The following is a 12,221-nucleotide window of genomic DNA, read 5'->3' as shown; positions in this document are numbered from 1 at the left end:
TTTCGCGATCAGTTGGCCGCGCCGGCAGGCTCGGACGGGGTTGCCTTGGCGGTCTCGGTGCCTGGCCCGGCCTTGGGGTTCCATTGCACCGTCTTCACCTCGACGCCCGGCGCCGCGCGCTGCTGGCCATCCACCACCAGCTGGTCGCCGGCCTTCAGGCCGCTGCGCACCAGCCACTGGTCGCCGATGGCGCGCTCGGTCTCGAGTGCGCGCCGCTGCAGCTTGTGCTGGGCGTCCACCACATAGGCCATGGGCTTGCCGGCGCCGTCGCGCGACACCGCCTGCTGCGGCACCATGAGCGCCTGATCCTTCACGCCTTCCTGCAGCACCGCGCGCACGTACATGCCCGGCAGCAGGTCCGCGTTGGGGTTGGGGAATACCGCGCGCAGCGTGATCGCGCCGGTGTTCTGGTCCACGGTGACGTCCGAGAACTCGAGCTTGCCTTCGAGCGGGTAGGTACTGCCGTCTTCCAGCAGCAGCCGCACCCTCGCGGCATTGGCGCCGCTCTTCTGCAGGTCGCCGCGCGCCATCGCCTGCTTGAGCTGGAGCATCGCGGCGCTGGGCTGCGTCACGTCGACATAGATCGGGTCGAGCTGCTGGATGGTGGCCAGCGCGGTCGACTGGCTGGCCGTGACCAATGCGCCGGGCGTGACCGACGACTTGCCGATGCGCCCCGAGATCGGCGCGTCGATGCGCGCGTAGGCGAGGTTGATGCGGCTTGTTTCGACATTGGCCTTGGCCGAGGCAACGTCGGCCTCGCCTTGCTGCAGCGAAGCGGCGGCGTCGTCGTAGTCCTGCTGGCTCACGGCCTTGATGGCCACCAGTTCCTTGTAGCGCTCGGCCTTGAGCCGGGTGGTCACCAGGCTGGCCTGCGCCTTGGCGAGCGCGGCGACGTTGCTGTCGTAGGTCGCCTTGTAAGTGGCGGGATCGATCTGGTAGAGCGCCTCGCCGGCCTTCACGTCGCTGCCCTCGCGGAACTGGCGGGTCTTGACGATGCCTCCGACCTGCGGGCGCACGTCGGCGATAAGAAAGGGCACGGTGCGCCCGGGCAGCTCGGTCGTGATGGCCACGCGCTGCGGCTGCACCGTGACCACGCCGACTTCAGGTGTGCCGGCCGCCGGCGGCGGGCCGCCTGGCGGCTTGCCGCAGGCCACGAGCATGCAGGTGGACATGAAGGCCGCGACGAAAGTCAGGCCATAGGTAAGAGGGGGGCGCATCGCGATTCTCCTGGGAAAACGACGGGACGTTGCTTTGTCTCGCCGGCTTTTAAATAGACAGTGCTGTACTGAAATGTATTTTGACTTCAGGAGACTGTCAATTAAAATAGTCAGACGTGTACAAAAATAAGGAGGCACACGGCATGCGGGTAAAGACAGAAGCCAAGCGCGACGCCATCGTCCAGGTGGCATCGGAAGTTTTCAGGGAACTGGGGTTCGAGGGCGCCTCCATGGTGGAGATCGCTGCGCGCGTCGGCGGCTCCAGGGCGACCCTGTACGGGTACTTCAGCTCGAAGGAAGAACTGTTCGTTGCGGTGATCCACACCTCCGCAAGCAAGCACTTCGATCCGATCTTCTCGGCGCTGGCGCAGGAGGGCGAGGACGACCTCGCCCAGGTGCTCCAGCGTTTCGGCGAGAAGATTCTGGCCGTGGTGTGCTCGCAAGAGGTCATCCAGGCGCAGAGGGCGGTGATCGCCGAATCCGGCCGCAGCGACATAGGGCGCCTCTTCTATGAGGGCGGGCCCAGGAAGGGCGTGACCGCGATGGCGGACTTCCTTGCCCGGCAGATGCAAAAGGGCCGGCTGCGGACGGCCGACCCTGTCGTGGCGGCACACCACCTGATGAGCCTTCTCGATTCGGAGACCGTCAAGCCGAGCCTGATCGGCATCCAGGGGCCGCTGACACGCAAGGAGCTTCGCGAGGCGACGCGGCGCGCCGTGCAGGTGTTTCTTGGCGGATACGCCGCGGAGCGCCAGCCTGCCGAGTGAGAACGGCAGGCGGCCCCGACGCTCAGCTCAGCTTGCCCTGGCCGTCAGCCACGTGTCGGAAGTCAGGGGCACGCCGACGATGCGGATTTCACCAATGCTTCCGAGGAAGCCGGTCGACATGTCCCCTTTCCACTGACCACAGCCGATGGCAATTTGCTCGGTGGGGCTCACGTATTGAATGCCCTGCATGTTCGTGTTGTTCCGCAGAACGGGTGCTCCTTCCACGTACATGGTGGTCGCATACGACGCGGAGGGGTCGTTCACGATGGCAATGTGCAGCCACTGGCCGGCCGACACGCCGCCAGACCAGCAGGTCAGGTTGGTCGCCTGGTTCACCGGGACGATCTCCCACTGGAACTCCATCAGGTTTGAAAAGGCGAACATCAGCGCGCAGTCACCGTCGCCCGATCCGAAACCAGACAGTCGCGACCGCGCGCCCAGGCGGTACAGGATGCCCATCCACCCGTTCGTCGTCGCATCGAAACCCGGATCGATATTGACGAATGCCTCGATGGTGTAGCCCGAGGGGAAGGTTTCCACGTTCAGCGCCGAGTTGTGGTCGGTGGTGAAGTAGGAAAACCTGGACTTGGTGGCGTTCCGGAAGCGCAGGCTTCCGGGCGTGGCCGACAGCGGATGATGGCTTTTCGACCAGACCAGGTCACCAGACTGCCCCGCCCACGTGTTCACCGAGACCGGGTTCTTGCCTCCGGGCGCGATGTCCTGGATCTGCTGCCCCGGCTGATAGGGAAAAAGATCCCCGTCGGCTGCCGACGCATTGAAGAAGCGCCAGTGCGCAAGCGTGTTGTCGACCTTCGGGTAGTCCTCGGTGCTCGACGGAAGACTTGCGGCTTTCTGCGGCGGCTGGCTGTAGTTCGTCAGAATGATTTTCTTGGCCGCGTCTGTGAGGCCGGAGTCCGACGAGCCGTTCGAAACGGTGAAGTTCGGATTGAAGGAAGCAAACCTCTGGACGAAGTCCAGGTCCAGCGTGAAGGACTGGTTCGAGTCGGACAGCCAGGCGGCATCGAACTCGTTGAGCGTGGCGGCCGGCTTCAGGGGAACCCATGGCGAGAACGAGCTGGCGATGATCTTCTTGTTGGTGAGGTCGAACTCGAACATCCGCATGAGACCGTTGCCGCCCATGTAGGCCATCTGGTAGTCCACCACCATCATGTAGACATCGTGGCCGAAGGAATTCCTCTTCGTGCTCGTGCAGGAGCCGTGGTAGTGGCCGCAGACCGCCATGAAGATCTGGTCGTTGTCCTTGATGAGCTTGTCCCACAAGTAGTTCGAGTAGGCGGTGTCGGCGGCGGTCTTGCCGTCGCTGCCGATTCCGACCAACTGGTGACTCACCAGGATGGCGGGGATCGTCTTGTTGGCCTGGATGACCTGGTTGGCCCAGGCGATTGCATCGTCAGATGCTCGCCACGACATCGACAGCACGAGGAACTTGTTTCCTTCGGCTTCGAACACGTGGTACTCGTGGAAGCCCGAGGCGTGCCTTCCGCCGAAGGTCGCCTGCCTCTTCGCGCGCTCCGCGGGGAACACCTGCAGGTAGGGCTCGAACAGGGTCGCGCGATGGCTGCCGCCGTCCTGGTAGCCGTCGTCGTTGTTGAAGCCGGTGACACCGACGCCCCAATCCGGGCCCCATTGCATATCCGAGTCGATGGCCCCCACGTCATGATTTCCCGCGCAGATTGAATAGGGGCATTGGGCCACCTCGAGCACCTGCATCGCCTGGCTCGCAAGCTCCCATTCCTTCGTGACCTGGCCATTGCCGAGCTGGCCATTGCCCACGAGATCGGTGGAGGCGCTCCATGGCGCCGAATTTTCCTTTCCGTAATACCAGGACTGGTCGACGATGTCGCCAAGGTGAATGGTGAAGGGCATGTTCAGCGCCTTGGCATTCTGCGCAATCCATTGCGTCTGGGTCTTGAATGGATTGTCGTATTTCGGGTCAATTCCCGAATACAGCTTCTGATAAAGCTCGCCCATCATTTCCGATGCATACCTGGGATAGAACTGGGTATCAGGAAGCACGGAGATGGTGAAGCTGGATATCTTTTGAGCGGCGGTACCCGGGCTGGCCGGCGACGACGTACCTGTCGATGTACCGCTCCCTCCCGTGGGTGGAAAGGTCGTGGCGCCTGCGCCATTGCCGCCGCCACCGCACCCGGGCAGCGCAATTGCCATGCCGGTGACAGAACCGGCCAGCATGAGCTTCAGCAATTCCCGGCGCTTGTTTTCCGGAACGGAAGCCAATTGATTGAGGCCGGCATTTTCTTCGGGAGAGTAATTTTCAGTCATGGTAAAAAATAAGGAACGCACCGAAGCCATTCCGCAGAATTGCGAGATGCTTCGAAAAACGGAACTTTATTTTCCAAATATGATGTTTTCATGAATTGATTACCGTGCAAAACGCGCGAATTCACGGGCATTGATTCAATATTCCGGGCAATCGATTTTTTCAATTCGCCTGTCAATTGCGGGCCGGAATTGATCCTGACCGGAGCCTGACTCGATGGCCCGGCTTGATCGAGGGGTTGTCGCAGCCGCATCACAGCAGCGCGATATGGGCCGGCCGTTCACGGCAATGACTTCTTGCCCCCCTAGATTGCGCGGGGCCGCAGAGGGCCGACCTGCCGAGCCCCGCGCCTTCATTTCCTCCATTCACTTCCTCATGCCGTATCTCTTTCCCTACGCCCGTCCCTTCGCCATCACCCTCGTCGCGGCCCTTTGCCTCTCGGCCTGCGGCGGCGGCAGCAACGACGGTGTCTCGTTTCCCATCTCGGGCACGCCGGCCACCACGAATCCGGCCGGCGTTGTGGTGGCCGGGCCACCCAAGGACCTGGGCTTCACCGACACCGCGCCCGTACCCGACGCGGTCGCCATTCCGCCCTTCGTCGACAACGTCGCGACCAACCAGCGTGGCGATGCGCGCTACGCGACCAAGGAAACCAATGCCGGCGTGCGCGTGGTGGCCGGCTTCCTCGACTTCTGGCAGCCCAGCACGCTGCTGGTCGACGCAGGCGTGTCGGCGCCGGCACAGGGGAGCTTTCCGGCGGTCGTTCAGTCGACGTGGAGCGGCATTCCGGGCGACGCCACCGACGGCAAGATCCTCAACAGCGGGGTGCTGAACAGCAACATCCAGTACGTCGTCGACGCCACCAACGCACGCACCAGCGCGCAGGAGCTGGCCGCCTACCTGGACGACCGCCGCGGCAAAGGCTACAGCATCAGCGACGGCATGGGCCCGCTCACCAATGCCTGGCGCGCGGCCACGCAGCAGGTCACCACCATCACCGGCATCGCGCCGGACGCCACCACAGTGCTCTACAACGACGGCGGCAACGACGTGGGCGTGGGCGGTGCCGCCAACCCGACCTTCGGCACGGTGGTCGACCTGCTCAAGAACATCGGCGAGAACGGCTCCACCGAGCCCGCCAAGCGCTTCTACAAATACGCGCGTCCCTGGCGCTGGAGCAGCAGCGTGAAGGTGGTGCCCGCGCTGGAACCCGCCAAGAGCAGCACCCCCGCCACCGACGGCGGCTTCGTGAGCGGCCACACGGCCGAGGCGGTGCGCGATGCCATCGCCTCCGCCTACGTCGTGCCGCAGCGCTTCCAGGAAATGGTGGCGCGCGGCCTCGAACTCGGTGAGAACCGCATCCTGGCGGGCATGCATTCGCCGCTGGACGTGGTCGGCGGACGACTGCATGGCCAGGCCGTGGCGGCCGCGAGCCTGGCCACCGGTGCCAACGCCGCGCGCAAGAGCGCGGCCTATGCCCAGGCGCAGAGCGTGCTGATGAGCGCAGTGGGCGCGAGCGATGCCGCCGCCTTCAACAACTTCGCCCATTCGCAAGGCGCCGCGGCCGACCGCTTTGCCGACCATGCCGCGAGCAAGGCCGACTACCTGCGCCGCCTGACCTTCGGCTTCAAGCAGGTGGCCGATACAACCAAGCCCGCCGTGGTGCCCAAGGGCGCCGAAGTGCTGCTCGAAACCCGCCTGCCGTATCTCGATGCCACGCAGCGCCGCGTGGTGCTCAAGACCACGGCCGTGGCTTCGGGCTATCCGGTGATGGACGACCCCGAAGGCTGGGGCCGCCTCAACCTGTTCGACGCGGCCGACGGCTACGGTGTCTTCAACGGCGACGTGGTCGTGACCATGGACGCCAGCCTCGGCGGTTTCAACGCGCTGGACAGCTGGCGCAACAACATCTCCGGCGCCGGCAAGCTCACCAAGAAGGGCAGCGGCACGCTCGCGCTCGGCGGCAGCAACAGCTACACGGGCGGCACGCAACTGATGGAAGGCTCGCTGCAGGCGGATGCGGCCGCGGCCTTCGGCAAGGGCAACGTCTACGTCGGTGGCGGCACGCTGGTCTGCAATGCCTCTTCGACGGTCACGATGACCGGCGCCTACACGCAGCTGGCAGGCACGACGCTACAGCTGAATCTGGGCGGCAATGGCGCCGGCCGCCTGAACGTGGCGGGTGTGGCCGCACTGGACGGGACGCTGAACCTGAGCTTCAAGCCCGGCTTTGCGCCCAGCGCGGGAGACACGCTCACCGTCATCAGCGGCGGCACCCTGACCGGCCGCTTCTCGGCCATCAACGCGCCGGGCTTCAAGGTCACGCCGACCTACACGGGAACGCAGCTCGTCGTGCGTTTCGATGCATGACCTCCCGCTGATCTAGCCGACAGACTGCCCCTTCCTCAAGCGGGAAGGGTGCAGCTCGACGCCCGGGGTGTCGAGGGAATGCATCAGCACATTCCCATGCGTGGAGTCGGTCACGAACAATGTGGACCTGTTCTGCCCGCCGAAGGCGATGTTGGTGGTCGAGGCACCGGCAGGACCGCGCAGCACCATGACAGGCTCCGCGCGCGTATTGAGCACCCAGACGTAACCCAGGCCAGGATTGGCAACCAACACCCGGCCCTGCACGTCGACCGCGAGCCCGTCAGGGCCGCTGGGCCCATACGAAGTGAAGAACTGGCTCACCTTGGACACGCTCCCGTCGGCCAGCAGCGGCACGCGCCAGACGCAGTTGCCCCGCGTCACCGCCAGGTAGAGCACCTTGCCGTCCGGAGAAAGGGCCACGCCGTTCGGGCTGGGCACGTTCGACAGGAGCAGGTCGAGCTGGCCGTTCTGGCGCAGGCGATAGAGCCGGCCCGAGGGATCGTGAAGGCCGCTTTGTCCCTGGTCCGTGAAGTAGATGTTGCCCTGGGCGTCGAGCACGAGGTCGTTCACGCCCTTGAAGCTCTCGGTGTTGCGACGTTGCAGGTGCGGCGTGACCTGCCCGGTCTGCACGTCCACGCGCATCAGGCCGTTCTTGTAGTCGGTGACGAGCAGGCTGTGGGCGTCGACGAACTTCATGCCGTTGGGTTCGCCGTCGTACTCGGCCACCTGCGTCCATGCGCCTGCCGGGTCGATACGGAAGATCCGGCCGAAGGGAATGTCGCAGACGTAGAGATTGCCGGCGTCGTCGAACACCGGCCCTTCAAGGAACGAGTCGGTCGGCTGCCCGCCGCGGTTGGCGTCGGCCCAGACACTGCGCTGCGGTCGCCGGAAGGACGCGGGCATCGTCGTGAAGGTCTGCATTTCCAGCACCTGGGGCGCTTGCAGAAGGTACATGTCGGTCTCCTTGGAAGATGGTGCGGCGCCTCACGCGGCCGCGAACCCGTAGAGCTTCGCCGGGTTGTCCACCAGGATGCGGTCGCGCACCGCCGTACTGTCGCACCAGGCCGCGAGCACATCGGCCAGGCCGGCATCGTTGACGGTGCCCGGCGCCTCGGTGGTATGGGGCCAGTCGCTGCCCCACACCAGGCGCTCCGGCGCGGCGGTGACCAGTGCGCGGCCGAGCTCGAATGCATCGCCGTAGGCGGGCGCTCCGTCGCGCGATCGCATGTACACGCCCGACAGCTTCATCCATGTGTTGCCGCCATCCAGCAGACGGCGCGCGACCGCATAGGCCTCGCCCTTGATGCCTTCGGCCGGATCGATGCGGGCCATGTGGTCGATGACCAGCGGCACCGGGAGTCTGGCGAGCACCGGGGCCAGCGCCACCAGCTGTTCCGGCTGCACGAAGACCTGTATGTGCCAGCCCAGGCGAGCCACCTTGTGCGCCAGCGTGGTCAGCATCTCCGGCGTGGTGACGCCCCAGGACTGCGGAGTGACGAAGTTCACGCGCAGGCCGCACACGCGCTGCGCCGCGAGCGCATCGAGTTCGCTGTCGGCCACCTGGTGGCCGACGACGGCCACGCCGCGTGCACGCTCGCCCAGTTGGGCGAGTGCGTCGAGCGTGCAGGCGTTGTCCGTGCCGTACGTCGAGGGATTGACCACGAGCGTGCGAGAGGTGCCCAGCCGCTGCTGCAACCGGCGATAGGCCGCCACATCGGCATGCGGCGGCTGGCGCTTCCAGTGCGGTGAAGGCGCGAACCGCGGATCGAAGATGTGCATGTGGCTGTCGCAGGCATCCTGGGGCAGTGCATGCGCGGGCCGGTTGATGCCGACGGAATGGGGAACCGGTCGAGATTCCGGCACGTCGTTCATGGCGTGGTCAATCGAGCTTGATGTTGCCCTTGCGGATCACGTCCGCCCATTTCGCATCTTCCTTCTTCAGGAAGTCGGCGAACTCGGCCGGCGTCGAGCCAACAGGCTGCACGCCGACGTCCACGAAGCGGCGCTTCACATCGTCTTCCTTCAGCACATCGATGACAGCCTTGTGGAGCTTGTCGGCAATGGGGGCGGGCGTGCCGGCGGGAATCAGCAAGCCGTTCCATTCGTAGGCCTCGTAGCCGGGTGCCACCGTTTCGCCGAGGGTCGGCACCTCCGGCAGGCGCGCCGAGCGCTGCGGCGACGACACCGCCAGCGCACGCAGCTTGCCCGACGACACCAGCGGGTACGAGGCAGCAATGGTGCTGAACATGAAGTCGACCTGGCCGCCCATGACGTCGACGATGGCGGGGCCGCCGCTCTTGTAGCCCACGTGGACCATGTCCAGCCCGAGCCGCTGGCGCAGGAGCTCCGCCGCCAGACGCTGCACGGTGCCGCTGCCGCCCGACGCGTAGTTCAGCTTGCCCGGCTCGGCCTTGGCCTTGTCCACGAGGTCCTGGATGCTCTTGAGCGGCGACTCCGCGCGCACGATCACGATGTTCGGCGCCAAGGCGACGAGCGCCAGGGGCTGCAGCGCATTGCTCGCATACGGCATCCGGGGAAACAGGTGCGGGTTGATCGAGTATGGCGTGGCGTCGTACAGCACCGTGTAGCCGTCGGGCGCGGCCTTGGCGGCAAAGGCCGCGCCGATGGTGCCGCTGGCGCCGGGCCGGTTGTCGACGATCACGCTGGTGCCGAGCTTCTGGCCGACGCGCACCGCGAGCACGCGGGCCAGCGCATCGGCCGAACCACCCGGCGCGTACGGAACGACGAGGGTGATGGGGCGCTCGGGATAGGCGGCGTGGGCGAGCGCGGCGGCGCACAGGCACACGGCGAGCAGGCCCCGGACGAGAAATTTCATGATGTCTCCGATGTGTTGTGACGGCTGCGGGCAAGGCGCAGCGCGTTCATTCGGTCTTGAGGTCGAGCGAGCGGGCCAGCTCGCCGTGCAGCTTGACCTCGCGCGCCAGTTGCGCGCCGAAGGCATCGCCGCAGGTGTTCTGCGCCTCCATGCCGAGCGATCGCAATTTCTCCCGCGTGGCCGGTGTCTGTGCGAACTCGGTGGCGACACGGCGCAAGACGGCCAGCACCTCCGGCGGCGTCTTCGCGGGCGCCAGCAGGCCGTACCACGCGTCGGCCGTATAGCCCTTGACGCCCACTTCCTCGAAGGTCGGCACGTTCGGCAGCAGCGCGGAGCGCTTGGGCGATGCCACCGCCAAGGCCGTCAGCTTGCCGGACTGCACCTGCGTGAGCACCGAGCCCAGCGTGGCGAAGGAGCTGTCGACCTGGCCGCCCATGAGGTCGGTCGTCGCCTGCGCCGCGCCCTTGTACGGGATGTGATTCATCGACGTGCCCGTGAGCTGCGTGAAGTGCGCGCTCGCGAAATGCCCGGAGCTGCCGGAGCCCGGCGTTGCATAGGTGCGCTTGCCGGGCTCGGCCTTCACCGCCTGCAGGAACGCCCCGAAGGAGGCGACCGGCATCGACGGGCCGACCACCAGCACCGTGGGACTCACGGCGAGCGAACACACCGGCGCGAACGAGCGCACGGCATCGAACTTGACCCGCTGGCTGTAGAGCGCGGGAATCATGGTGTGGTTGGTCGCACCCAGCAGCAGCGTGTAGCCGTCGGCCGGTGCCGCCGCGACGGCCTCGGCCGCCAGGATCGTGTTCGCGCCGGGCTTGTTGTCCACGATGAACGGCTGGCCCAACGCACGCGATGCGTGATCGGCGAAGGCACGTGCCACCACGTCGGTGGGGCCGCCCGCGGAAAAGCCCACGAGCACGCGCACCGGCTTGGCGGGCCATGCCTGTGCGTGCACCTGTGCAGCCAGTACCGTCATGAGTCCGAATGCTGCCGCTACACAACGGATGCTTTTACTTCTCTGCATTTCTGTCTCCTTTTTTTTCAAGCGCCGGCGTCCATGCCTCAGGTGGTCGCTGCCTGGCGCGAAAGCACCTCCAGCAGGTTTCTCGCCGCACCGATGCCCATGTTCACGTAAGCATCGCTGGTCACGCCGCCGATGTGAGGGCTGAGCACGATGTTTTTTTCGCCCTGGAACGGATGGCCGGGCGTCATCGGCTCGACCGCGAAGCTGTCCAGCCCGGCCATGGCGACCTGGCCCGAACGCACAGCCGCCAGCAACGCGTCTTCATCGATCAGCCCGCCGCGAGCCGTGTTGACGATGATCACGCCGCGCTTGCATTGCGCCAGGGTGCTGGCGTTGAGCAGCCCACGGTTGTCGTCGGTCAGCGGACAGTGCAACGACACGGCGTCGGACTCGGCCCAGAGGGTCGCAAGGTCGGCAGGTTGCACACAGGCTGGAAGGTTCTTGGCGTAGGGGTCGTAGCCAAGCACCCGCATGCCCAGCGCGTCGGCCATGCGCGCGAAGCGAAGGCCGATGGCGCCCAGGCCGACAAGGCCGATGGTGCGACCGCCGAGCTCCAGGCTCTTGTGCGTCGCCTTGTCCCAGTGGCCGGCATGCATGCGCGCGTCGAGCGCCACCACCGATTTGGCGCAGGCCAGCAGCAGGGCGAGCGCCTGCTCGGCAACCGCAGCCGCATTGGCGCCCACGGCCGCCACCACCTCGATGCCGCGCGCCTGCGCCGCGGTCTTGTCGATCGTGTCGGTTCCGCTGCCGTGCTTGGAGATCACCTTCAGCGAGGGTGCCGCGTCCATCACGGCGGCGCCCACCTTGCCGTAGCGCACGATGATGGCCACGGGATCATGCGCGCGGCAGAGGGCGACCAGGTCGTCCTCGGTCGGCGTCTTGCCGGCATAGACGATGTCATGGCCTTCGAGCAGCGCGAGTGCCTGCGGCGCCAGGTCGGCACCGGTCACGAGGATGGAGCTTCCGAGGGTCGCGGTCACAGCGTCTCGCCTTCCTTCAGCACGCCGGCCGCGCGCAGCGCCGAGTCCAGCCACTTGGCCGCGGTGTCGCCTTCCTTGATGGCGGCGATGCGCGCGGCCTCGTCGCGGACCTTCCTGGCAGCCAGCGGCAGCAGCGATTCGATCTTCTCGCGCTCGACCACGACCACGCCGTCGCCGTCGCCGATCACGAAGTCGCCGGGGTGCACCGTCACGCCGCCGATGGACACGGGGTGTCCGATGCGCCCGCCGATGTTCTTCGTCGGCCCGTTCGGATTGGTGCCCACGCTGAAGACGGGGAAGTCCATCTCGTCGATCTCGAGGCTGTCGCGGCAGGCGCCGTCCATCACCACGCCGGCAATGCCGAGCTTCTTGCAGGCCGTCATCATGATCGTGCCCATGAGGGCCGAGGTCTGGTCGCCCTTGCCGTCGATCACGAGCACGTCGCCGGGCTGTGCCATGGCAATGGCTGCATGGATCATGAGGTTGTCGCCGGGGCGCACTTCCACCGTGATGGCGGTGCCGGCCAGCTTCATGCGCGGGCGCAGGGCCTGGATGCGGCCGTCCAGCGCGCCGCGGCGGCCGGCCACGTCGGCGAGGATGGCCGGCTGGAACTCGGCGGCCTGCGCCACGATGTTCGCGGGCACGCGCTCGAAGTTGCGAATGATGTCGGGAAGGGTCGAGGACATGGAAGTACTTTCAGGAAAGGAAGAGGAATGGAATGA

The 12,221-nt window shown here is 66.1% G+C and carries 10 protein-coding genes; 2 read left to right on the top strand and 8 right to left on the bottom strand.

Going from position 1 to position 12,221, the window contains the following annotated elements; translation table 11 throughout:
* Nucleotides 1–8: 8 nt before the first annotated feature.
* Nucleotides 9–1,217: an efflux RND transporter periplasmic adaptor subunit gene (locus ACWV14_RS35170; RefSeq protein ID WP_454908455.1), complete on the bottom strand. Its 1,209-nt coding sequence runs from the start codon at nucleotides 1,215–1,217 to the stop codon at nucleotides 9–11.
* Between the two features lie 143 nt (nucleotides 1,218–1,360).
* Between ACWV14_RS35170 and ACWV14_RS35165 the strand changes: the two genes are divergently transcribed.
* Entirely contained in the window at nucleotides 1,361–1,984 is a 624-nt protein-coding gene (locus ACWV14_RS35165) for a TetR/AcrR family transcriptional regulator (protein WP_454908454.1), read from the top strand.
* A 27-nt stretch (nucleotides 1,985–2,011) separates the two neighbouring features.
* Here ACWV14_RS35165 and ACWV14_RS35160 read toward each other — a convergent pair whose 3' ends face one another.
* Nucleotides 2,012–4,318, bottom strand: coding sequence for a LamG-like jellyroll fold domain-containing protein (locus tag ACWV14_RS35160; protein WP_455240234.1), 2,307 nt, complete (start codon nucleotides 4,316–4,318; stop codon nucleotides 2,012–2,014).
* 343 nt (nucleotides 4,319–4,661) lie between these two features.
* On the opposite strand from ACWV14_RS35160, the gene ACWV14_RS35155 reads away from it, so the two are divergent.
* Nucleotides 4,662–6,656: a phosphatase PAP2 family protein gene (locus ACWV14_RS35155; RefSeq protein WP_454908452.1), complete on the top strand. Its 1,995-nt coding sequence runs from the start codon at nucleotides 4,662–4,664 to the stop codon at nucleotides 6,654–6,656.
* 12 nt (nucleotides 6,657–6,668) lie between these two features.
* Here ACWV14_RS35155 and ACWV14_RS35150 read toward each other — a convergent pair whose 3' ends face one another.
* From ACWV14_RS35150 to ACWV14_RS35125, 6 genes are read right to left on the bottom strand one after another with little or no spacing between them, the layout of a single operon-like run.
* The gene (locus ACWV14_RS35150) at nucleotides 6,669–7,610 is read right to left on the bottom strand and encodes an SMP-30/gluconolactonase/LRE family protein (RefSeq protein ID WP_454908451.1); all 942 of its coding nucleotides are present in this window, start codon (nucleotides 7,608–7,610) and stop codon (nucleotides 6,669–6,671) included.
* 30 nt (nucleotides 7,611–7,640) lie between these two features.
* Nucleotides 7,641–8,528 carry an amidohydrolase family protein gene (locus ACWV14_RS35145; RefSeq protein ID WP_454908450.1) on the bottom strand — a complete coding sequence of 296 codons (888 nt, stop codon included), beginning with the start codon at nucleotides 8,526–8,528 and terminating at the stop codon, nucleotides 7,641–7,643.
* 7 nt (nucleotides 8,529–8,535) lie between these two features.
* The gene (locus ACWV14_RS35140) at nucleotides 8,536–9,492 is read right to left on the bottom strand and encodes a tripartite tricarboxylate transporter substrate binding protein (protein WP_454908449.1); all 957 of its coding nucleotides are present in this window, start codon (nucleotides 9,490–9,492) and stop codon (nucleotides 8,536–8,538) included.
* A 46-nt stretch (nucleotides 9,493–9,538) separates the two neighbouring features.
* The gene (locus ACWV14_RS35135; RefSeq protein WP_454908448.1) at nucleotides 9,539–10,519 is read right to left on the bottom strand and encodes a Bug family tripartite tricarboxylate transporter substrate binding protein; all 981 of its coding nucleotides are present in this window, start codon (nucleotides 10,517–10,519) and stop codon (nucleotides 9,539–9,541) included.
* A 38-nt stretch (nucleotides 10,520–10,557) separates the two neighbouring features.
* The gene (locus ACWV14_RS35130) at nucleotides 10,558–11,499 is read right to left on the bottom strand and encodes an NAD(P)-dependent oxidoreductase (RefSeq protein WP_454908447.1); all 942 of its coding nucleotides are present in this window, start codon (nucleotides 11,497–11,499) and stop codon (nucleotides 10,558–10,560) included.
* Nucleotides 11,496–12,185 (bottom strand): RraA family protein, encoded by a 690-nt coding sequence (locus ACWV14_RS35125; RefSeq protein WP_454908446.1) that lies wholly within the window; start codon nucleotides 12,183–12,185, stop codon nucleotides 11,496–11,498. Before ACWV14_RS35125 ends, ACWV14_RS35130 begins: the two co-directional genes overlap by 4 nt.
* Nucleotides 12,186–12,221: the final 36 nt, after the last annotated feature.

The sequence above is a fragment of the Variovorax durovernensis genome (assembly GCF_977011995.1).
Note: the sequence above shows the minus strand (reverse complement) of the source record. Positions and strands in the feature narration are given on the sequence as shown.